At 70.3% G+C, this 21,474-nt stretch carries 23 protein-coding genes and 1 tRNA gene; 11 read left to right on the top strand and 13 right to left on the bottom strand.

The features are described from left to right. Positions 1-388 (top strand): hypothetical protein (locus FH610_RS22165; RefSeq protein WP_205825961.1); only part of this gene is annotated, 388 nt, incomplete at its 5' end. A gap of 60 nt (positions 389-448) precedes the next feature. Here the strand turns inward: FH610_RS22165 and FH610_RS22160 are convergent. The 9 genes from FH610_RS22160 to FH610_RS22115 form a co-directional block, all read right to left on the bottom strand. After that, the gene (locus tag FH610_RS22160) at positions 449-631 is read right to left on the bottom strand and encodes a hypothetical protein (RefSeq protein WP_139576425.1); all 183 of its coding nucleotides are present in this window, start codon (positions 629-631) and stop codon (positions 449-451) included. Between the two features lie 380 nt (positions 632-1,011). Beyond that, on the bottom strand, positions 1,012-1,398 hold the full coding sequence (locus FH610_RS22155; RefSeq protein WP_139576424.1) for an AQJ64_40280 family protein: 387 nt from the start codon (positions 1,396-1,398) through the stop codon (positions 1,012-1,014). Positions 1,399-1,852: 454 nt separating this feature from the next. Then, positions 1,853-1,927 (bottom strand) — tRNA-Val (locus tag FH610_RS22145). A 15-nt stretch (positions 1,928-1,942) separates the two neighbouring features. After that, entirely contained in the window at positions 1,943-2,899 is a 957-nt protein-coding gene (locus tag FH610_RS22140) for an ROK family protein (RefSeq protein WP_139576422.1), read from the bottom strand. Beyond that, positions 2,896-3,222, bottom strand: a complete 327-nt coding sequence (locus tag FH610_RS22135) for a hypothetical protein (protein ID WP_139576421.1) — start codon at positions 3,220-3,222, stop codon at positions 2,896-2,898. The genes FH610_RS22140 and FH610_RS22135 overlap by 4 nt, the downstream gene beginning before the upstream one ends. Before the next feature lie 71 nt (positions 3,223-3,293). Beyond that, on the bottom strand, positions 3,294-3,749 hold the full coding sequence (locus FH610_RS22130; protein WP_205825959.1) for a peroxiredoxin: 456 nt from the start codon (positions 3,747-3,749) through the stop codon (positions 3,294-3,296). Positions 3,750-3,822: 73 nt separating this feature from the next. Beyond that, positions 3,823-4,251: a DUF3052 domain-containing protein gene (locus tag FH610_RS22125; RefSeq protein WP_030505660.1), complete on the bottom strand. Its 429-nt coding sequence runs from the start codon at positions 4,249-4,251 to the stop codon at positions 3,823-3,825. Between the two features lie 142 nt (positions 4,252-4,393). Beyond that, a complete protein-coding gene (locus FH610_RS22120; RefSeq protein ID WP_139576419.1) occupies positions 4,394-4,801 on the bottom strand; it encodes a secondary thiamine-phosphate synthase enzyme YjbQ in 408 nt (135 codons plus the stop codon). A 10-nt stretch (positions 4,802-4,811) separates the two neighbouring features. Beyond that, positions 4,812-5,006 (bottom strand): DUF1918 domain-containing protein, encoded by a 195-nt coding sequence (locus FH610_RS22115; RefSeq protein ID WP_139576418.1) that lies wholly within the window; start codon positions 5,004-5,006, stop codon positions 4,812-4,814. A 564-nt stretch (positions 5,007-5,570) separates the two neighbouring features. Here FH610_RS22115 and aceE point away from each other — a divergent pair. Together aceE and FH610_RS22105 are read left to right on the top strand one after the other, a co-directional pair. Continuing rightward, entirely contained in the window at positions 5,571-8,324 is a 2,754-nt protein-coding gene (gene aceE, locus FH610_RS22110) for a pyruvate dehydrogenase (acetyl-transferring), homodimeric type (RefSeq protein WP_139576417.1), read from the top strand. Positions 8,325-8,485: 161 nt separating this feature from the next. Next, positions 8,486-10,345, top strand: a complete 1,860-nt coding sequence (locus FH610_RS22105) for a trypsin-like peptidase domain-containing protein (RefSeq protein ID WP_240809118.1) — start codon at positions 8,486-8,488, stop codon at positions 10,343-10,345. Positions 10,346-10,676: 331 nt separating this feature from the next. Here FH610_RS22105 and FH610_RS22100 read toward each other — a convergent pair whose 3' ends face one another. From FH610_RS22100 to FH610_RS22085, 4 genes are all read right to left on the bottom strand, one after another. Then, positions 10,677-11,072: a VOC family protein gene (locus tag FH610_RS22100; protein ID WP_139576416.1), complete on the bottom strand. Its 396-nt coding sequence runs from the start codon at positions 11,070-11,072 to the stop codon at positions 10,677-10,679. Between the two features lie 196 nt (positions 11,073-11,268). Further along, positions 11,269-11,982 carry a helix-turn-helix transcriptional regulator gene (locus FH610_RS22095; protein ID WP_139576415.1) on the bottom strand — a complete coding sequence of 238 codons (714 nt, stop codon included), beginning with the start codon at positions 11,980-11,982 and terminating at the stop codon, positions 11,269-11,271. A 220-nt stretch (positions 11,983-12,202) separates the two neighbouring features. Beyond that, positions 12,203-12,661, bottom strand: a complete 459-nt coding sequence (locus tag FH610_RS22090) for a helix-turn-helix transcriptional regulator (protein ID WP_139576414.1) — start codon at positions 12,659-12,661, stop codon at positions 12,203-12,205. Between the two features lie 69 nt (positions 12,662-12,730). After that, entirely contained in the window at positions 12,731-13,747 is a 1,017-nt protein-coding gene (locus tag FH610_RS22085) for a PHP domain-containing protein (RefSeq protein ID WP_205825958.1), read from the bottom strand. Positions 13,748-13,936: 189 nt separating this feature from the next. Between FH610_RS22085 and FH610_RS22080 the strand changes: the two genes are divergently transcribed. From FH610_RS22080 to FH610_RS22045, 8 genes are all read left to right on the top strand, one after another. Next, the gene (locus FH610_RS22080; protein ID WP_240809117.1) at positions 13,937-14,362 is read left to right on the top strand and encodes a hypothetical protein; all 426 of its coding nucleotides are present in this window, start codon (positions 13,937-13,939) and stop codon (positions 14,360-14,362) included. Positions 14,363-14,375: 13 nt separating this feature from the next. Next, positions 14,376-15,539, top strand: a complete 1,164-nt coding sequence (locus FH610_RS22075; RefSeq protein WP_139576412.1) for a glutathionylspermidine synthase family protein — start codon at positions 14,376-14,378, stop codon at positions 15,537-15,539. 14 nt (positions 15,540-15,553) lie between these two features. After that, entirely contained in the window at positions 15,554-15,997 is a 444-nt protein-coding gene (locus FH610_RS22070) for a DUF350 domain-containing protein (protein WP_139576411.1), read from the top strand. Between the two features lie 157 nt (positions 15,998-16,154). Beyond that, positions 16,155-17,801 carry a DUF2079 domain-containing protein gene (locus FH610_RS22065; protein WP_161628051.1) on the top strand — a complete coding sequence of 549 codons (1,647 nt, stop codon included), beginning with the start codon at positions 16,155-16,157 and terminating at the stop codon, positions 17,799-17,801. 157 nt (positions 17,802-17,958) lie between these two features. Beyond that, a complete protein-coding gene (locus tag FH610_RS22060; protein ID WP_139576453.1) occupies positions 17,959-19,128 on the top strand; it encodes a PucR family transcriptional regulator in 1,170 nt (389 codons plus the stop codon). Positions 19,129-19,245: 117 nt separating this feature from the next. Continuing rightward, the gene (locus FH610_RS22055; RefSeq protein ID WP_139576409.1) at positions 19,246-20,142 is read left to right on the top strand and encodes an ACP S-malonyltransferase; all 897 of its coding nucleotides are present in this window, start codon (positions 19,246-19,248) and stop codon (positions 20,140-20,142) included. Beyond that, the gene (locus tag FH610_RS22050) at positions 20,139-21,095 is read left to right on the top strand and encodes a beta-ketoacyl-ACP synthase III (protein ID WP_139576408.1); all 957 of its coding nucleotides are present in this window, start codon (positions 20,139-20,141) and stop codon (positions 21,093-21,095) included. Before FH610_RS22055 ends, FH610_RS22050 begins: the two co-directional genes overlap by 4 nt. Before the next feature lie 80 nt (positions 21,096-21,175). Next, the gene (locus FH610_RS22045; protein WP_139576407.1) at positions 21,176-21,415 is read left to right on the top strand and encodes an acyl carrier protein; all 240 of its coding nucleotides are present in this window, start codon (positions 21,176-21,178) and stop codon (positions 21,413-21,415) included. Positions 21,416-21,474: the final 59 nt, after the last annotated feature.

Here is a 21,474-nt window from a genome sequence, read left to right as displayed (position 1 = left end):
GTACGGCTTGATGAACTCCCACTCTTCGTCCGTCAACTGGGCCCGCGTCACACACGAGGACCTACCGGATCAGACCCGGCCACAACGGCAAATCCCAAGGATTGATCACAACCCGATACGCGCCCTAAGCGAGATGATCGAGGCCGCCGTCACCGTAGCCGCCCATGTGCGTACCGAGGTCAAAGCACTGCCCACTAGATATGTCTTGCGTGACAGAACCGGCGACCCGGACCCGGGGGCCCGGCTCGCTGAAGTTCTCCACCGCACCCGATTGATCGAAGATCTCCTGCGGAAGGCCCAGTTCCAGGCCGGACGTTCCCACGCCACCCTCGGGCGCATCGGCGTGCAGACGAACCCCGACGTGAATGAAAGCCCTGCCACCCCATAATCACTCGATGTGTTGAGACGCACCCGTGAGGACAGGATCGGGCTCGACGATCGAGTACACCTACTGCTCGACCCCGCGCTCCGCCAGCAGTTGGCGCCATGTCTTGTCGCCCCGAGGAATCGGCCCGCCGGCGTCGACCAGTTCCTGGACGTGGGCAGACCGCTCGTAGACGTCTCCGCGGCCCTGCGGATCTTTGACCGAATCGCACGCGATCAGCCACCAGGTGTGGATGAACTCGCTCAACCGACCGAGGTCCAGACTCGCGCGGACCTCAGCGAGAGGGACGGCCCGAGCCGAGCCCTGGATGGTCAAGTAGCTTCAGGCGAATGCGCCGTGCAGGCCGAGTTCGCGCATATGCCGGGCGACCGTGCAGCCGCCAACCTCGTTCCCTTGACGGTGCAGTTGCCGCCAGGCGGGTGGCGATGCCACGCCACTGCTTGAGCTTGTTGAATCAGCGTTCGACCACGTTTCGTAGCTGTGGACGCCTCGGTCGAAGGCGAGTGGCCGCCTGCCTCGGCGGCCTTTGCGCAGCCGGTTGCGGACCTGGTCGGCGCGTTCGGGAATGGTGGCGCCGATGCCATGCTGGCATGGCTCATGGGATCGCGAGCGCGCCATGACCGCCGTTATGTCCCCTCGCCCAAGGCGTTCGCGCGAGCGGTCTCCGCCTCCTCGCCCACCAGGTAATGCACGGTCGTGCCCGGCAGAGTGGGCAGCTCGGCCCAGTGGGTGATCGGGTCGTCACAGTCCTGCGGGTCGTCACCGTCCCGGCCGTAGGGCAGGCGGACGACACCGTCAGAGTCGACGAAGCAGTCATGGTACTCACGCCCGTCCTCAGCGAAGTGACGGGTGGTGAAGTACATCGGCCTCACCAGCCAGAATTCCTGCCCGGCGTTCGGATCGAGTTCGTCCGCATCGTCGGACACGAAACGGCCCGTGATCGCGGCGGCCACGGGCATTCCGTTCCCCGGCAGCCTCTCCCGTGAGTCGACCCACTCCACCTCTGCGCGCATGTCCATCCCGGCTCCGATCTTCTGTCAGGTACGGCCATTTTCGCATTCCTGCCCATGCCCCGTCCGCTCAGCGCCGGCGAGCGGAACGTGCAGCCCTGGACGTCCCCGGCGCGATCGATACCCGCGCTCCGCCACCCGTCGGAGAGCGAAGGAGAAGCGCGTCGAAGACGGACCCGGCGGGCACGGCCAAGCCGTCATCGCCAAGCGCTCCCAAGCCGAGGAACACCGGGAACACGATCGCAGCCAGTGCCGGCGCTTCCCTCCGCGGCCTGATGGCACGGATGGGCCATGACAGCGTGCGCGCCGCGATGATCTACCAGCACCGCACGACGGAGGCGGACAAGGGCATCGCCGACGCGGCGAATCGCAAGATCAAAACAGCCAAGATCCAAAGCTAATGGCACGTTGATGGCACGAAGCCCCGTGGCGTGATCGCTACGGGGCTTGTTATTGCTGGTGGGCGGTACTGGGTTCGAACCAGTGACCCCTCGCTTGTAAGGCGAGTGCTCTACCGCTGAGCTAACCGCCCGGACCGGACTACACCTTACGACACCGACCCGCCTCTCAGCACATCGAGTGACCAGTCGGCGCCCGCGTCGTTGTCTCCCGCCGCCTGCCAGCCGAGGAGGGCCGCCCCCAGCATGCCCGCCCGGGGGCCCAGGGCGGCCGGGCGCACGGGCGGGGGCTCCCGGAAGGTCAACCGGCCGGCCAGCCGTTCCCGCAACGGCTCGAACAGGGCCGCACCGGCCTCCGCCAGGCCGCCGCCGATGACGATCAGGGCCGGGTCGAGCACGAGCACGTACGACGCGAGGGCGATGGCCAGGGCCTCGATCGCCTCGCCGAACACCTCGGCGGCCACCGGGTCTCCCGCGACCGCGAGCTCGACGACGTCCTTCGCGGTCGACGTACGGCCGGAGCGCGCCGCGAAGCGGCGGGCCACGGCCGAGGCGGAGGCGTAGGTCTCCAGGCAGCCGATCTGCCCGCAGGCGCACTTCTCCCCCGCCGGCCAGACGGACGCGTGCCCGATCTCGCCGCCCCAGCCGTGCGCGCCGCCGTACGGCTCGCCGCGGAGCACCACCGCTCCCGCGATGCCGGTGCCGATGGGCAGGAAGAGGAAGTCGGCGACGTCGCGGCCCGCGCCGAAGACGCTCTCGGCCAGGCCGCCCGTGCGGACGTCGTGGCCGAGCCGCGCCGGGACGCCGGGCGGCGTGAACGCCTCGGCGGGCACGTCGCGCCAGCCGATGTTGGCCGAGTAGACGGCGGTGGACGCGGTGACGATGCCCGGGACGGCCAGGCCCACCCCGGCGGGCTCGACGCCGTACCGGGAGCGGCCGAGATCGGCGATCTCGCCGACGTAGGCGCGCACGGCCTCCACCACCGCGTCCGGACCGTGTTCGCGGCCCGTGGGGCGCCCGGCGAGGACGGTGACTTCGCCGCCGCGGGTGACGAGGCCGCCCTTCATGGAGGTGCCCCCCACATCCAGGGCGACGACGTACGTCACGAGCGGCCCAGGACGCGGTCGAGGGCCGCCTCCACCTCCGCGGCGAGGCCGGGCATGTGACCGGCACCCGTCGAGCCGGCCGTGACGAGCGGCTCATCGGCACGGGCGAGCCGCACCTCGCCGCAGGAGCGGCACTCGATCTCCCCCAGGCGGCAGATCAGCGCGATCGAGCCGCACGAGGCGCACGTGTCGAGATCGAGGTCATGCACACGCTGGCAGTCCGGGCAGACGAGGACCTGCGCCTCGCGGCGCACCGCGCGCTTCCATGGGCTGGCGCCGCGGACGGGATCGGTCTGCCGGGCCCCGCACCTGTAGCAGGGCATCGTGGCCTCCAATGGGGCGAGTCGGAGTCGGAGTCGAATATGTCAGTGCCCGGGGGCGGGCAATGAAACGATCAGATTTCCGCGAGCGCCTTCCGGTACTCGTCGAGATCGCGTGCGGAACCGATCGGGTTGACGACCTTCCAGCGCACGACGCCTTCGCCGTCGATGATGAACGTGCCCCGGAGCGCGAGTCCCCTGTCCTCATCGAGGACACCGTACGCCCGGGCGACCTCACCATGGGGCCAGAAATCCGACAACAGAGGAAAAGAGAAGCCCTCCTGGTCGGCCCAGGCGCGCTGGCTGAACATCGAGTCGACCGACACCGCCAGCACCTGGACATGCGGAGACAGGGAGCCGGCGAGCTCGTCGCGGATGGCCGCGAGCTCGCCGTGGCAGACGGGGCTGAAGGACAGGGGATAGAAGACGAGCATGACCGTCTTGCCCCGCAGGTCGGAGAGGCGCACGGGAACGCCGTGCTGGTCCTTGAGTGCGAAATCCGGAGCCTGCTGCCCGACCTCTATCGCCATGAGCAGTCCTTCCCCAGGTGTCCGCCCATCATCCTGCCGTACGGCATCCCCGGGCCGTACGGCAGGGCAATACTCAGCGGCGAGCCTTCGGGGCGACGAGCCTCGTGCCCGACCAGTCCCTGGCGGCGCTCACGCTGCTCGTCTGCGACAGCCCGGCGGTCGCCGCGTCCTCACCGATGTCGCTGGGCTCCACGTGGCCCTCGCGCCCCGCCTTGGGGGTCAGCAGCCAGATCTGGCCTCCGTCGGCGAGAGCGGTCATCGCGTCGCTCAGCGCGTCGAAGAGGTCGCCGTCGCCGTCACGCCACCAGAGCAGCACCACGTCGACGACGTCCTCGTAGTCCTCGTCCACCAGCTCGTTGCCGGTCAGCTCCTCGATGGACTGGCGCAGCGCCTCGTCGCAGTCCTCGTCCCAGCCGACCTCCTGCACCACCTGACCGGCTTTGAGGCCGAGTCGTTCGGCCAGGCCGCGTTCGTCCTGCGCCTGACCCGCGGTCGCGCTCACGTTTATCCCTCCTGCTTGGGGTGACCCCGCCCATGTCTTGCGGTTGTCCCGGCTCGTTGAGAGCCATGCTTCGGCACAGTCCACACGCTGCGACCCGCCGTCGTCAACGGTCGCCACGGCGGGTGACCCGCACCGTTATCTCTTAATCGGTCAAAAACGACAAACGAACACGCCTGTCAGGGTTGTCGACGTTGAGGTCGATCAGGGCGACCGACTGCCAGGTCCCCAGCGCCAGCCTGCCCTTGAGGACGGGAACGGTCGCGTACGGCGGAATGAAGGCGGGCATGACATGCGACCTTCCGTGCCCACGGGAGCCGTGCGCATGCCGCCACCGGTCGTCCGCCGGCAGCAGATCCCCCAGAGCGGCCAGCAGGTCCTCGTCGCTGCCGGAGCCGAGCTCCAGCAGCGCCACGCCCGCCGTCGCGTGCGGGACGAAGACGTGCAGCAGCCCGTCTCCCCCGCACTCGCGCACGAAATCGGCGCACTCCTTCGTTATGTCATGCACGCGCTCGCGCCCGCCGGTCCGCACCTCGATCACCGTCGATTTCACATCCGCGATATTACGATTCGCGCTGAGCTGGAAGAACGACAGCGTCCGGACCGGGGAAGACGAGCGCTTCGTGCCCGTCCTCGTACCTCACCAGGAACGGCGGGCCGCCCTCTGGACCGCGGACCTCGACGATCACACCGTGCTTCTCGTGGTCGCCCACGACGGCACCGTGCACCACCAGCCGGTCCCCTACCGTTGCGTGCATCTCGATCCCCCTCTCTCCAGAGCCTGGTACGGCTATCGCCACCTGGAAAGAGGAGAAACCCCCCTCTCCTCAGAGGAAGGGACAACTCATACCAAAACGTTACTTGGCCGGCACGCCGCCCCCGGCCCCGCCCGCGCACCCTCGGAAACGTGCCGGAGACGTGGAGACAGGCGAGGCGGAGGGTCCCCAAGACAATGGCGGGACGGCTACGACCGCGACTGCGCGGCGACTTCGCCCGGTGTTCCGGGTAGGGCGCGGTCAGGCCGGGTACGGAGGTTCCGACCAGGCACGATGTGACGCCGGCGACCTTGCGGCGCCCCCGGCGGCGGCCGGGAATGGATGGTAGGTAAAAATCGTCCTACCATCGGTGGTCTAGGCCAACACCTGCCCCGCAGCCAGCGCGGACGGTTCGGTTACCGGGAAGTAGAGATGCACTTTCCGGTGGGACGAGACAGGATGGAAGAAGACCGCAACGCCGCGATCAAGCGCTGACCGCATCGCAGCAGGCAACACAGACGTAACAGATCCGACGAGACAAAGTCCATTCTCGGAAGGCGAGACCCAGTGGCTTCCGGACGCCAGCGTTTTTCGATCATCAGTGACGGCCTACCCAGCCAGTTGCCTGATGTCGATCCGAGCGAGACCAACGAATGGCTCGAATCGCTCGACAACGTCATCAAGACCGAGGGCCGAACCCGGGCCCGCTACCTGATGCTCCGGCTGCTCGAGCGCGCCCGCGAACACCAGGTCGGTGTGCCCGGCCTGCGCAGCACGGACTACATCAACACCATCCCCCCGGAGCGCGAGCCCTGGTTCCCGGGAGACGAGTACGTCGAGCGCCGCATCCGGGCCTACATCCGCTGGAACGCGGCGGTGATGGTGACCCGTGCCAACGCGCGGACCAACGTCGGCGGCCACATCGCCACCTACGCGTCCGCGGCGTCGCTGTACGAGGTGGGCTTCAACCACTTCTTCCGCGGCAAGGACCACGGCGAGTCGGGTGACCAGATCTTCATCCAGGGCCACGCGGCGCCGGGCATCTACGCCCGGGCCTTCCTGGAGGGCCGTCTCGACGCGCCCCAGCTCGACGCGTTCCGTCAGGAGCTGTCCCACGGGATCAAGGGCCTGCCCTCCTACCCGCACCCCCGGCTGATGTCGGACTTCTGGGAGTTCCCCACGGTCTCCATGGGCCTCGGCCCGATCGGTGCGATCTACCAGGCGCGGTTCAACCGCTACCTGCTCAGCCGCAAGATCAAGGACACCAGCCGCAGCCACGTCTGGTGCTTCCTGGGCGACGGCGAGATGGACGAGCCCGAGTCGCTCGGCGCGATCGGCGTCGCGGCCCGCGAGGAGCTCGACAACCTCACCTTCGTGATCAACTGCAACCTGCAGCGGCTCGACGGCCCGGTGCGCGGCAACGGCAAGATCATCCAGGAGCTGGAGTCGTACTTCCGCGGCGCCGGCTGGAACGTGATCAAGGTCGTCTGGGGCCGTGACTGGGACCCGCTGCTCGCGGCCGACGTCGACGGCGTGCTGGTCAACCAGATGAACACCACGCCCGACGGACAGTTCCAGACCTACTCGGTCGAGTCGGGCGCGTACATCCGGGAGAACTTCTTCGGCGGCGACCCGCGCCTGCGCAAGATGGTCGAGCACATGTCGGACGACGACATCCGCAAGCTGTCGCGCGGCGGCCACGACTACCGCAAGGTGTACGCCGCGTTCAAAGCGGCCCGCGAGCACGTCGGCCAGCCGACCGTCATCCTGGCCCAGACGATCAAGGGCTGGACGCTCGGCAAGGACTTCGAGGCGCGCAACGCCACGCACCAGATGAAGAAGATGAGCAAGGCCGAGCTCAAGGAGTTCCGCGACCGGCTCTACCTGCCCATCCCGGACAAGGACCTCGAGGCCGACCTCCCGCCGTACTTCCACCCCGGCGAGGACAACGACGAGATCGCCTACATGAAGGAGCGCCGGGCGGCGCTCGGCGGCTACCTGCCCAAGCGGGTGGTACGCGCGAAGCCGCTCAAGCTCCCCGGCGACCCCGTCTACTCGGGCCTGCGCAAGGGCTCCGGCAAGCAGAACGTCGCCACCACCATGGCGTTCGTCCGCCTGCTCAAGGACCTCATGCGGGACAAGGAGATCGGCGCCAGGTTCGTGCCGATCATCCCGGACGAGGCCCGCACGTTCGGTGTGGACGCGATGTTCCCGACCGCCAAGATCTACTCGCCTCACGGGCAGACGTACGAGGCGGTCGACCGCGAGCTGCTGCTGTCGTACAAGGAGTCGACCGAGGGTCAGATCCTGCACGAGGGCATCAGCGAGGCCGGCTCGATGGGCTCGGTGCTCGCGGTCGGCACCTCGTATGCCACCCACGGCGAGCACATGATCCCGGTCTACATCTTCTACTCGATGTTCGGGTTCCAGCGGACCGCCGACCAGATGTGGCAGCTCGGCGACCAGATGGGCCGGGGCTTCCTGCTCGGCGCGACGGCCGGCCGCACCACGCTGAACGGCGAGGGCCTGCAGCACGAGGACGGCCACACCCCGCTGATCGCCTCGACCAACCCCGCCGCCGTTTCGTACGACCCGGCGTGGGCGTTCGAGATCGCGCACATCGTCAAGGACGGTCTGCGGAGGATGTACGGGGAGCAGCCCGAGGACGTCTTCTACTATCTGACCGTCTACAACGAGCCCTACCCGCAGCCGGCCGAGCCGGAGAACGTGGACGTGGAGGGCATCCTCAAGGGCCTCTACCTCTACGCCCCGGCGGCGGGCGACGGGCCGAAGGCGAACATCCTGGTGTCCGGCGTCGCCGGCCCGTGGGCACTGGAGGCACAGCGGATGCTGGCGGAGGACTGGGGCGTGTCGGCCTCGGTCTGGTCGGCCACCTCCTGGAGCGAGCTGCGCAGGGACGCCCTGGACGTCGAGGAGCACAACCTGCTCAACCCCGACGCCGAGCAGCGCGTGCCGTACGTGACCAGCAAGCTGACGGGTGTGCCGGGGCCCTTCGTGGGCGTCAGCGACTACATGCGCGCCGTCCCGGACCAGATCGCCCAGTGGGTGCCCGGTGACTGGACCTCGCTCGGCACCGACGGCTTCGGCCTGTCCGACACGCGTTCGGCGCTGCGCCGCCACTTCCATGTGGACGCGGCCTCGATCACGCTGGCGGTGCTGACCCAGCTCGTGCGGCGCGGCGAGGTCAAGGCCGAGACGCTGCAGGAGGCCGTCGCCCGTTACCACCTCAAGAACGGGGTGACCGAGGTGTCGGCTCAGCAGACCCCGGAGACCAACGACACCCAGTCGATGGGCGTCTGATCCGCGGATCGTCCGGCGGCCCCCGCTCCGGCGGGGGCCGCCGTCGTCTCCGGCGCCCGCACCGCACCTGAGCGGCGCGAACGCGGTCTTGCAGTGCGGTACCGTCCGGTCCCAAGCCACCTCCAAGCAAGAAACAAGACCGTTCCATCACGCTTGCTGCCGTGGATGGAAATTTCAGGAAATACTTCGGCAGACTGACCGGGGGGATGGCCGCGATGGCGGCCTTCGCCCTGCTCGTCGTGGCCGCTCCCGCTTCGGCGGACACCGGGGACGAGGTCCCCGTCGGCACCCGGCTGGCCGCTCGCACCCACCCGGCCGTGCAGCTCACGAGCATCACCTACTCGGGCGAGGTCGTCGTCCCGAGCAGCCAGGCCAAGCAGGCGGCCTGGGACCAGCTGACCACCGAGGCCACCCAGGCCGTGCTCGCCGGCAAGATCCCCTCCGACGAGCGGAGCATCGCCAAGTTCCTCTTCCAGCGTGTGGCGGCCGACGTCGACCGGTACCTCCAGCCCGTCGGCCCGGAGCGCACGGTCAAGGCCCAGGTCGGCGGCATGTGCACGGGCTGGTGGGTGACCCCCGACGGCTACATGGTCACCGGCGCGCACTGCGTGCAGATGAGCGACGAGGAGCTGTCGCAGACCTTCGCGCAGCAGGCGCTGGAGAAGTTCAACAAGCAGGACGCGAAGGACATGATCAACGCCCTGCGGAACTTCGAGGCCGACAAGGAGATGATCGAGCTCGTCCAGCAGATCTACGTCACCTTCAACAGCACCCACCTGGAGATCCGCGGCCTGCAGAAGAGCCTGTCGGTCCTGCAGAGCCTGCCCGGCGGCGGTGTCGACAAGACGGCCAAGGAGGTCCCGGCCGAGCTGGTGTCGGTCGGTGAGAGCTACCCGGGCAAGGACTTCGCGCTGCTCAAGGTCAACGGCCAGCAGAACCTGCCGACCGTGCCGCTCGGCGACGACGCCGACGTGCAGACCGGCGACACGCTCTACATCAGCGGCTTCCCCGGCCTGGTGACCAACACGCCGTGGTTCAGCGTCGAGTCCAAGCTCGACCCCGCGCTCACCGAGGGGCCGTACAACGCCAAGCGGACGACGCAGGAAGGCGTGCCGTACATCCAGACACAGGCGCCCTCCTACCACGGCAACTCCGGCGGTCCGGTCTTCAGCCGTGCGGGCAAGGTCGTCGGCATGCTGATCGCCGGCACCGTGAGCGAGAACGGCGAGGCGTCGGAGAACGAGAGCTTCGTGCTCCCGGTCTCGATCATCAAGGAGAAGCTCAACGAGAAGAACGTCAAGCCCGCCGCGTCGCTGACGACGACGAAGTACAACGAGGCGCTCGACGACTTCTTCCAGCGGCACTACAAGGACGCGCTGCCGAAGTTCCGCGAGGTGCAGGCGCTGTTCCCGAGCCACCCGTACGTCGCGAAGTACATCACCGACTCCCAGCAGGCGATCTCGTCCGGCAAGGACGAGACCCCGCAGCCGATGTGGCTGTGGATCGCCATCGGCGCCGGTGTCCTGATCGTGGTCGGCGGCGGTCTCCTGCTGCTGGTCCTCATGCGCAGGCGCAAGAAGGCCCCCTCCTCCCCGCAGGACCAGTCGCCCTCGCCGGCGTACGGCGGGCCCTACCCCGGGATCAACGGCGGCGGCTACCCGGCGCAGGTCGGCGGCGGCTATGACCGGCAGCCGGTGAACGGCCAGGTGCTGCCACAGGGCTGGCAGCCGCAGAGCCTGCCGCCGGCCAACGGCCACCAGCCCGGGCGGACGGCCGGGGGCTACGAGGCTCCGCGCCCGCGCGACTACGATTCCCAACTGCCGGGCGGGGGCTACGATCCCCAGCGACCCGACGGCGCGACGCAGTACGTGCGTCCCGCTCCCTCGCCCTACGGACAGCAGCGGCCGCAGGCCACCCCGGGCCAGGGCCCGGCCGACTCCAACGCCCCGGACGTCGCCGACCTGGAGCGGGAGATCGCCGAACTGCGCCGCCAGTTGCAGCACCGCCCGCCGGAGGCGTGACGAGGCCCCGCCGCCGGCCGCCCGCCACCGCCGCGGCACGCGTGGTATCGCGCATCCGGCCGCGGTGTCTCCGCCGCCGCACACGAGGCGACGCACCGCCGGCCACCTGGCAGGCACCGCCACCGCATGCGTGGCGACGCGCCGCCGCCGGCCGCCCGTATCGGCACCTCGAACGGGCGGCCGGCGGACCCCACCCGACCGGCGGGGGCGGGGAACGGCCGTCCGAGCGCCCTGACGGCCCGGAGGGGAAGGGCCCGGGGGGAAAGGCGCCGCAGGGGAAGCACGGGGGATCCCGGCAGGCGTTCGGACGGCCTGGGTACGCTCCGGCCGGTCAGGCACCGGCCGGAGCGAAGACGCCGAAGAGGTTGCCGGACGGGTCGTGGAGGTAGGCGAAGTCGGGACCGCTCTCGTTGCCCACGACCTGGCTGAGCACCTTGCCGCCCAGCGCCTCCACCTTCCGGCAGGTCTCGGCCACATCCCGCACCAGCACGGTGAAGACGGCGTGGCCGGGCATGTCGCCACGGGTGCCGAACACGCCGCCGCGCATCTCCTCGTCACCGGCGTAGCTGATGAGCCGGTAGTCGATACCCATGGCGGCCGAGTCCTCGTCGGTCCGGAACCGCCAGCCGAACAGGTCGCCGTAGAAGCGCTGGACCCCCTCGGGGTCGTCGCTCGCGATCTCGAACCAGGCGACCGTGTTGACGGCGGGGGCGGCGGGAGTGGTCATCGTCGGCCTCTTTCTCTGTTGCCTTGTATGCAGGCGCTCGCTCTCCTACGCGACGGCACCGGCAGACGGCGTGACGAGCGGGGAAGGTGCTCGGTGGACCATGGCCGGTCCGTCGTGTGAGTAGAGCCTCCCGCCCTTCGGCGACACCCCCCTGTCGGCGTTTCCAGAAAATCGCGAACATTCTTTCGAATCAACGTCAGTCGAGCACCGGCGTACGTGCGATCATGTCCGGCACGCCGGCGTCGAACGCCTCCAGAGGCCGGCCGGGCACCGGATCCTCGGTGAGGACGGCCTCGGCGATCCGGTCGAGCCGGAAGACGCGGACGGCGTCGCGCAGCCGGCACCAGGCCACCAGATACCACCACCCGCTCCGCCCGCCGACGAACGCCCCGGGCTCCACCTCCCTTGTCGTCAGCACACCCTGGGCGTCGCTGTAGTGGATGCGTAGGACGACCCCCTTGAGCAGGGCCTCCTCGATGACCCTGCCGATCGACCCGGTGTATCGGGACTCCGGCTTGTCGTCGGTGAGGATCTGCACGCGGGCGGCCAGTTGCCGGGCCCGCTCCCCCTCGGGGCCGGGCATGGCGGCGACGAGCTTGCGCAGCGCGCTGCGCGCCTCGTCGGCGAAGGGCTGCTGTTCTGTGCGGCTGAGGGCGATCGCCACCGCCACGGCCTCGGCGGGGGTGAAGTTGAGCGGGGGCAGGGACATGCTCTTGTCCAGCGCGTACCCTCCCCTGCGCCCGACCTCCGCGTAGATGGGCACGCCGGCCTGCTGCAGCGCGGAGATGTCCCGCTCGATGGTCCGCGAGCTGACCTCGAAGCGCAGGGCGAGCTCACGCGCGGACCGGCAGCGCGGGGAGATCGCCCGCAGGTCCTCGACGATCGCGTAGAGCCGGTCGGTACGGTTCACGCCGCAGAGGGTAGGCCACCCCACCGACATTTCTCGCTGACGCGTTCGACTCCCGCGCATCGGCGCACGTCAGAACGGGCACCCGAGCTGCGCCCGTCCACCCGGCTCACGGATTCGCGGGTCCTCACGACTCCGCCGCACCAGCCGCGCCCGGCCCCGGCCGTGCCGCCCACGCTTCCGGTCGTACACGCGCCGCCTTCCAGCGCTGCGGGGCGGCGACTCAGCCGCCGACGGCCTCGGCGAGCTCGGCCAGGCGGTCGCGGCCCGGCTCGGGGAAGCGCTCGTCCATGACCTCGGCCCAGGAGATCCGGTCGAGCCGGAAGACGCGCACGTCGTCGCGTAACCGGCACCAGGCCACCAGATACCAGTGCCCGCCCCGGCCACCCAGGCAGATGCTGGGCTCGACGTCCCTGACGGTGGGCACGCCCTTGCTGTTCACATACTCCAGGCGCAGCACGTGCCGCCCGTGCAGCGCCCTGTCGATGGCGCGTTTCACGGAGTCGGGGCCCGCCAGCGCGTACCCGCCCTGGTCGAGCCGGATCGGGACACCGGCCTCCCGGAGCTTCGCGACGTCGCGCACGACGGTGCTCTTGCTGACCCCGAGGCGCGAGGCGAGCTCGCGGGCCGACAGGCATCCGGCGGATTCCAGCTCCTTCACCAGCGCGTCGCGGCGTTTCATGATTCGACGCTACGTCGATCAGTCCGGCGAAACCCGCCCAACACACCTCACTCGGACGCCACAGCACTATCACCCCAAGTCCGCAGCAGTCCCCCAGGGGCGGGTGTTGCGGATGCGCTCGGGCGGTATCCCGCACAGGGCCGCGCGCTCACACCCGAAGCGCTGCCAGTCGAGCTGGCCGGGCGCGTGGGCGTCGGAGTCGATCGCGAACTCGCAGCCCATCTCGTACGCCAGCCGCATCAGGCGCTTGGGCGGGTCGAGCCGGTCGGGCCTCGAGTTGATCTCCACCGCGACCCCGAACCTCCGGCACGCCTCGAAGACGATCTCGGCGTCGAACCGGGACTCCGGCCGCCCTCGTCCGCGCACGACCCGGCCGGTGCAGTGCCCGAGGACGTCCACGTGGGGGTCGGCCACCGCCGTGACCATCCGCCGGGTCATGTCCGCGGCCTCCATCCGCAGCAGCGAGTGGACGCTCGCCACCACGACGTCGAGCCGTTCGAGCAGCTCCGGCTCCTGGTCGAGCGAGCCGTCGGTGGTGATGTCCACCTCGATGCCGGTCAGGATCCGGAACGGCGGGCCGCCGTCCCCCGCGTACCGCTCGTTGAGTTCGGCGACCACGTCGAGCTGCCGCCGCAACCGGTCGGCGGACAGTCCGTGCGCGACGGTCAGCCGGGGCGAGTGGTCGGTCAGCGCCAGGTACTCGTGACCGAGCGCGCGGGCGGCGTCGGCCATCTCCTCGATGGGCGATCCGCCGTCCGACCAGTCGGAGTGGCTGTGGAAGTCGCCGCGCAGCGCCGACCGCAGCGCCTGCGCGGCCTCGTCGAGGTCGACGTCCTTGGTGTCCTCGAGCCGCCGCAGGTAGGTCGGCACGGCGCCGTCCAGCGCCTCGGTGACGGCCAGGGCCGTGACCTTGCCGATGCCCCGCATGTCGGTCAGGCCGCCGGTGCGCGCGAGCCGTACCAACTCCTCCCGGGGCAGGTCCTCGATCGCGGCGGCGGCGCCTCGGAAGGCGCGCACGCGGTAGGTCGGCTCGCCGGCCCGTTCCAGCAGGAAGGCGATGCGCTTCAGTGCCTCGACGGGATCCACACCCGGGACGCTACCCGGCGTACGGCATCTCAGCCGGGCGGACATAACAGACCGATCAGGAACCCCGCGCCTGCCTGTCCCGTTCGTCCAGCGAGACGATAATGTGTGCCGATCTCGACAGCAGGAGCCCGATTGGCAGAACCCGGGGAGAGCCCCCCACCGAAGACGACGCCACCCGGTGGCTCCTCCATGCCCACCCATCCCATGGCGATGGGCACGCCGCGGCCGCAGACGCCGCCGCCGTCGAGCGGCGTCAAGTCCTCCACGGCGATCAAACTCGGCACCCTGGGTGTGCTGTCCGTCCTCGTCGTCGGCTTCTGCGCGGCGCAGGACGACTACGAGGAGGTCGGCGCCGACTGCGTGGACACCTCGACGCTCAATCCGGACGGGTCGTACGTGGTCGTCGACGACGACTACTGCGACGACGACGGCGGCGGTGGCAGCCACTACTACGGCTCGCACGGCGCGTACCGCTGGTACTACGGCGGCAGCCACGTGGGCGGCCGGGTCTACCGCGGCACGACGGTCCGGCCGGCCGACGCCCAGATCACGACCCGGTCGGGGCGGGTCGTGCAGCGGGGCGGCTTCGGCTTCCACTCCGGCGGCGGCGGCTGAGCGGGGCCGGCACGTGCGCAGGCTGACCTCGGCGCCCAGGGAGAACTGGGCCGCCCTCATCGAGTCGCAGGGGCTCGCGTTCCACCGCTCCGCCCACCCCGAGGGCCTCACCCGGCCCTACTGGGACGAGAGCGTCCACTACGTCTTCACCATGGACGAGGTCCTCGCCCTGGAGGAGCAGGTCGAGGAGCTGCACCGGATGTGCCTGGCCGCGGCCGACCACATCGTGGCCTCCGGCCGGTTCGCCGACCTCGGCATCCCACCGCACTGCCGTGCGGCCGTCGCGGAATCGTGGCGGCGGCGCGACCCGCACGTCTTCGGCAGGTTCGACCTGCGTTACGACGGCACGGGACCGGCCAAGCTGCTGGAGTACAACGCCGACACGCCGACCAGCCTGGTCGAGAGCTCCGTCGTGCAGTGGTTCTGGCTGAAGGACGTGTATCCCGAAGACGACCAGTGGAACTCCATCCACGAGCGCCTTGTCGACCGTTGGAAGTCCCTCACGCTCCAGACGGGCCCGGCCCACTTCGCGTGGACCAGCGCCGACGAGACGGGCGAGGAGGCGATGACCATCGGCTACCTCCAGGAGACCGCCGAGCAGGCCGGGCTGGTCACGGCGGCGATCGCCATGGAGGACATCGGCTGGGACGCGCTCAACCACCGGTTCGTCGACATGGAGCACCGGGTCGTCCGCACGCTGTGCAAGCTGTATCCCTGGGAGTGGATCGTCGCGGAGCCGTTCGCGCCGCACGCGCTCGCGCAGCAGATCTCGATGACGTGGATCGAGCCGCTGTGGAAGATGCTGCTGTCCAACAAGGCTCTGCTGGCGATCCTGTGGGAGCTGTACCCGGGCCACCCGAACCTGCTGCCCGCCTACCTCGACGGTCCTCGCGAACTGGCCGGCGGCCCCGGATACGTGCGCAAGCCGCTGCTCGGCCGCGAGGGCGCCTCGATGCGGATCGCCGCGCCGGGCGTCGAGGTGGAGACCGAGGGCGACTACGGCAGGGAGGGCTTCGTCTACCAGGAGTTCCTGCCGTTGCCGGACTTCGACGGCTGGCGTCCGGTGCTCGGGGCGTGGGTGGTCGACGAGGAGTCGGCCGGGCTCGGCATCCGGGAGACCTCCGGCCTCGTCACCGACGACACGTCCTCTTTCGTCCCCCATCGCATCCACGGCTGAAAGCGAAGGCCCCCGTGAACACCACAACCTCCATCGTCGACGTGCTCACGCACGGCGCCCTGGCGATCCTCGCGTACGCCATCCTGGGCGTGCTGCTGCTCGTCGCCGGGTTCTACGTCATCGACCTGGCGACGCCCGGGCGACTCAGCAAGATCATCCGTACCGACCGCAATCCCAACGCCACGGTGCTGGCCGCCTCCAGCGTCGCCGGCGTCGGACTCGTCGTGGCGGCCTCCATCTGGTCGTCCGGCGGCGCGCTGCGCGAGGGCCTGCTCGCGACGCTCGTGTTCGGCCTGGTGGGCATCGCCGTGCAGACGCTCGGCATGGTGGCCTTCGACAAGGTCGCCGGCATATCGGTGCGTGAGCTGGTCCGGGAGACCACGCTGCAGCCCGCCGCAGTCCTCCTCGGCGTGACGCACTTCTTCATCGGCCTCATCACGGCCGTCGCCGTCATCTGACCCGCCGACGCCGGGGGACGCCCCGGGACGACGCCCGTGAAAGATTCATGGGCGTGCGTGAGGAGGCCCAGGTGGGAGCGTCGTACGTCCTATCGAGGCGTTTCCGGGGATACGCCCGTATAGACCGTTCCCGCCCGGAGGGCCTACTCTCCTCCTCGTGATCACGGGGACCGCGACGTCCGGGCAACCGGCGGAGGAGCCGCCCCGGAGAGGCAGCGACCCCGACGACACCCTGGAGGCAGCCGCCGTGGACGGAACGGCCGTCGCGGAGCCCGGAGACACCGCAGGCACCCGGGCAGCCGGCGAGGCGGAGCCTGGAGACATCGCCGGCGCCACGGCCGCCGTCGAACCGGAGGAACGGCCGGACGGCGCGGCGGCCCCGCACCCCGCCGCGCGGTTCCTGAGGTCCAACCGGCACCTGATCGCGGTGTCCGTGCTCTGCGCGCTGTCGTCGGCCCTGAACTGGACCCTCTCGCTGCTCAGGTTCGCCCACTTCCAGGTGGCCACCTACGACCTGGTCATCTTCGACCAGGCGGTGCGCGGATACTCGCACTTTTCCGCGCCCACGGTGCCGCTGCGCGGGGTCACCGGCGGCTTCGGCATGGACTACATGCAGCTCGCCGACCACTTCTCGCCGATCCTGGCCGTGCTGGCTCCCCTCTACTGGCTGCACGACGGGCCCGAGACGCTGCTCGTGGCGCAGGCCGTGCTGTTCGCCCTGGCCATCCCGTTCGTGTGGATGTTCACCCGCCGCGTGCTGGGCACGCCGCACGCCTACCTCGTCTCCGTGGCGTACGCCATCTCCTGGCCGATCGCGCAGGCGACGGCGGTGGAGTTCCACGAGGTCGCCTTCGTGCCGCTGCTGAGCGCGATCGCCATCGAGCGGCTGCACGCCGGGCGGCGCCTGCCCGGCCTGCTCGCGGTGCTCGGCCTGCTGCTCACCAAGGAGGACCTGGGCCTCATGGTGGCGGGCATCGGCGTCTGGCTGTTCTTCACCGGGCAGCGCAGGCTCGGCGCCGGGCTGGCGTTCACCGGGGTGGCCGTGTTCGAGGTGGTGCGCAAGTTCGTGATCCCCCTGGCGGGCGGCAACCCGGCCTACTACACGCGTTACTCGAAGCTCGGCGAGGACCTGCCGCAGATGCTGTGGAGCGCCGTCACGCGGCCGCACGCGTTCGTGGCCATGCTCTTCGACGACCATTCGAAGTGGGACACCTGGGGCCTGCTGCTGTGGCCGGCGCTGTTCCTGTGCCTGCTGTCCCCGCTGGTCCTGGCGGCGCTGCCGCTCATCCTGGAGCGGCTGCTGGCCGACTCCGACAACTGGTGGTCGACCGGCTGGCACTACGACGCGTTCGTGGTGGTGATCCTGCTGATGGCCGGGGTGGACGGCGCGGCCCGGCTCATCCGGTGGCTGGAGCGGCGCGGGGTGCCGCGCCCCGGGCACGGCCTGCGGCTGGCCTACGCCGCCGCGGTCTTCGCGGTCGCGGTCACCACGGTCCCCTACCGGCCGTTCGACAACCTGATGAGCCCGGACTTCTACCACCCCGATCCGCGTACGGAGGCCAGGGAGCAGGCCATGAGCATGGTCCCCGACGGCGTGGTGGTGGAGGCGACCGACGACTTCGGCGCGCGGCTGTCCGGCCGGACGACCGTGCTGTGGTGGGACTACCAGAAGCGGGGCACGCCCTGGATCGTGGCCTCGGTCAACAACGACCTGCGCGGCGTGGTGAACAGCTATCTCAACGAGGGCTACGAGCTTCGCCTCGACCGGGAGGACATCGTCGTCCTCCACCGCATCGGCGCCTGAGGCCGCGGGCCGCCGTTCCGACCTGCGACGACACAGTCCACACCCCCGTACGGCACGATCACCGGGATGACCTGGCACGCTAGAGGGCGTGAGCGAGCGGGGCGCGTGGAACGGCGGACAGGTGCGTACGGACGGGCAGAGCGACGACGTCGTCCGGATGGCCGGAGACGGTGTGCCGATGAGCGACAAGATCCGGGAGGACACGGCGCGACGGCTCGACCGGGCCATGGGCAGCCTCGGGACGGCCGCGATGGCCCGGATGGAGGAGCGGCTGGCCTGGTATCGCGCGCTGTCGGCGGAGGACAGGTCGTGGGTCGGCCTGGTGGCGCAGGCCGGCATCGCGGCGTTCGTCGAGTGGTTCGGCCACGCGGGCGAGGGGCGGCCGACGCCGAGTATCGAGTTCTTCGGCACCGCGCCGCGCGAGCTCAAGCGCAGCGTGTCGCTCCAGCAGACGGTCGACCTCGTCCGCATCGTCGTCGAGGTCGTCGAGGCCCAGGTCGAGGAGCTGGCCGCGCCCGGCGGCGCGGAGTTGCTGCGGCACGCGATGCTGCGCTACACGCGCGACGTCGCCTTCGCCGCCGCCCAGGTGTACGCCAGGGAGGCCGAGGCGCGCGGCTCGTGGGACGCGCGGCTTGAGGCGCTGATCGTGGACGCGCTGGTGCGCGGCCAGGTCGACGACGGGCTGCACTCGTGGGCCGCCGCGCTCGGCTGGACCTCCGCGCCCGTCGTCGTCTTCGCCGGGTACGCCCCCGACGAGGACCCGCAGAGCGTCATCGACGGGCTGCGCGACAAGGGGCGGCGCCTCGGCCACGAGCTGCTCGCCGGGGTGCAGGGCGACCGGCTCATCGTCATCGTGGGCGGCGCGGACGGCGTCAAGGACGCGGCCCGCGGCGTGGTGGCGCGCTTCGGCCCCGGGCCCGTCGTGATCGGGCCGGAGGTGCCCGACCTGCACGCGGCGGCCAGCTCGGCCCGCGCCGCCATCGCCGGCCTGCGTGCCGCCGCCGGCTGGCCCGACGCCCCGCGCCCGGTCCTCGCCGAGGACCTGCTCGCCGAGCGCGCGCTGGACGGCGACGAGGACGCCAGGGCCCAGCTGGTGGAGAACGTCTACAAGCCGCTCGCCGGGACCCCGCTGCTCGACACGCTCGCGACGTACCTGGAGCAGGGAACCTCCCTTGAGGCGACGGCCCGGCTGCTGTTCGTCCATCCCAACACCGTGCGGTACCGTCTACGTAAGATCACGGAACTGACCGGGTACCAGCCCACGGAGGGGCGGTCCGCATTCACCCTCCAGGTGGGTCTCATACTCGGGCGCCTGTCCGTAACCTGAGCCGGGTGCCTTAATCTTCTCGACACCGAAACTGTAGGTACCCCACAACGCGGCGGCCACAAAGTTCGTTCGGATCTCCATCAGTGTGGTGAACCTCTACAGGGCAGGGTTGAGTACGTGCTCGTCATCGTCGCTCCGGGCCAAGGCGCCCAAACCCCAGGATTCCTCAGTCCGTGGCTCGAGATACCCGAGTTCCGCGACCGAATCTCCGCGTGGTCGGAGATCGTGGAGCTCGATCTCGTGACGTACGGGACGACCGCCGGCGCCGACGAGATCCGCGACACCGCCGTGGCCCAGCCCCTGCTTGTGGCGGCCGCCCTGGCGTCGTTCGAGACGCTCGGGGTCCGGCCGGACATGGTCGCGGGGCACAGCGTGGGCGAGCTCGCCGCCGCCGCGATGGCCGGGGTGCTGACCCCCGAGCAGGCCCTCGCCCTGGTGCGCGAGCGCGGCCGGGCGATGGCCAAGGCCGCCGCCGTCACCGAGACCGGCATGAGCGCCGTGCTCGGCGGCGCGGAGGAGGACGTCCTCGCCGCGATCTCCAAGCACGGACTGACCCCCGCCAACATGAACGGCGCGGGCCAGATCGTCGCGGGCGGCACGCGGGCGCAGCTGGAGGCCTTCGCGGCCGAGCCGCCGGAGAAGGCGCGGGTGCGCCCCCTGGCGGTCGCCGGAGCCTTCCACACCGTCCACATGGCCCCCGCCGTCGACCATCTGCGCGCCGAGGCCGCGGCCCTCACCCCCGCGGACCCGTCGGTCACGCTGCTGTCCAACTCCGACGGCGCGGCCGTCGCAGGAGGAGGCGAGTTCCTCGACCGGCTGGTCAATCAGGTGGCCAACCCGGTCCGGTGGGACGCCTGCATGGCGACGATGGCCGAGCGCGGCGTCACCGCCGTGATCGAGCTGCTGCCCGGCGGCACGCTGACGGGCCTGGCCCGTCGGGCCCTCCCCGGGGTGAAGACCGTGGCGCTCAAGACGCCTGCCGACCTGGACACCGCACGGGAGGTTCTGAAGTGAGGCTCGGTCAAGGCGCCCCCGCGGCGAGGATTCTCGCGTTCGGCGGCTACCAGCCCGCCCAGGTCGTGACCAACGACGACCTCGCCGCCCGGCTCGACACCAACGACGAGTGGATCCAGAGCCGCGTCGGCATCAAGGAACGCCGCGTGGCGGGCCCGCAGGAGTCGGAGATCGACCTCGCGGTGCAGGCCGGCGGCAAGGCCCTGGCGGCCAGCGGCCTGTCCAGCGACGACATCGACCTGGTGATCGTGGCGACCTGCACGATCGAGGCCCCGATTCCCAACGCCGCGGGCCGCGTCGCCCACCGGCTCGGCATCACCGCCCCCGGCGCCTTCGACCTCAACGCCGCGTGCGCGGGGTTCTGCTACGCGCTGGCCGCCGCGTCCGACGCGGTGCGGTCGGGCTCGGCGACCAACGTGCTGGTCGTGGGCAGCGAGAAGCTCACCCAGTGGGTCGACGGCGAAGACCGGTCGACCGCCGTGATCTTCGCCGACGGCGCGGGCGCCGCAGTCGTGGGCCCCTCCGACCGGCCGGGCATCGGCCCGGTGGCCTGGGGCAGCGCCGGCGACAAGGCCGAGGCAATCATGATCAAGGACCGTCAGTCCTTCCTCTACCAGGAAGGCCAGACGGTGTTCCGCTGGGCCACCACCGCGCTTCACCCGGTGGCCAAGCTCGCCTGCGAGCGTGCGGGCGTGGACCCCGCCGACCTGGCCGCCTTCGTTCCCCACCAGGCGAACCTGCGGATCGTCGAGGCCATCGCGCGCAAGCTGGGCGCCGACAACGCCGTCGTCGCCAGGGACATCGTGCTCGCCGGCAACACCTCCGCCGCGTCGATCCCGCTCGCGCTCTCACGCATGATCGAGCGCGGCGAGGTCCAGTCGGGCGGCCTGGCCCTGCTGCTGGGCTTCGGCGCCGGCCTCACCTACGCCTCCCAGGTGATCGAGATCCCCTGAGGAACTTGTACGGCCTGCCGTACAGAGCTGGGGCAACCCAGGAAACCCGGAAGACAGTAAATCCAAGGAGTAGTCGCGACATGGCACTGACCGAGCAGGAGATCCTCGCGGGCCTCGGCAAGATCATCAACGAGATCACCGGCATTTCGGCCGACGAGGTCACCCCGGAGAAGAGCTTCGTGGACGACCTGGACATCGACTCGCTCTCCATGGTCGAGATCGCCGTCGCGGCCCAGGACGAGTTCGGCGTCGAGATCCCCGACGACCAGCTCAAGCACCTGAAGACCGTCAAGGACGTCATCAGCTTCATCCAGGCCTGACCTTCGCCGTACGACGGCTGCGCGGACGTGCCCGCCCCCGCCTCCGGCGAGGCGACAGG

Source organism: Microbispora catharanthi, from assembly GCF_006334915.2.
Lineage (GTDB): Bacteria > Actinomycetota > Actinomycetes > Streptosporangiales > Streptosporangiaceae > Microbispora > Microbispora catharanthi.
Note: the sequence above shows the minus strand (reverse complement) of the source record. Positions and strands in the feature narration are given on the sequence as shown.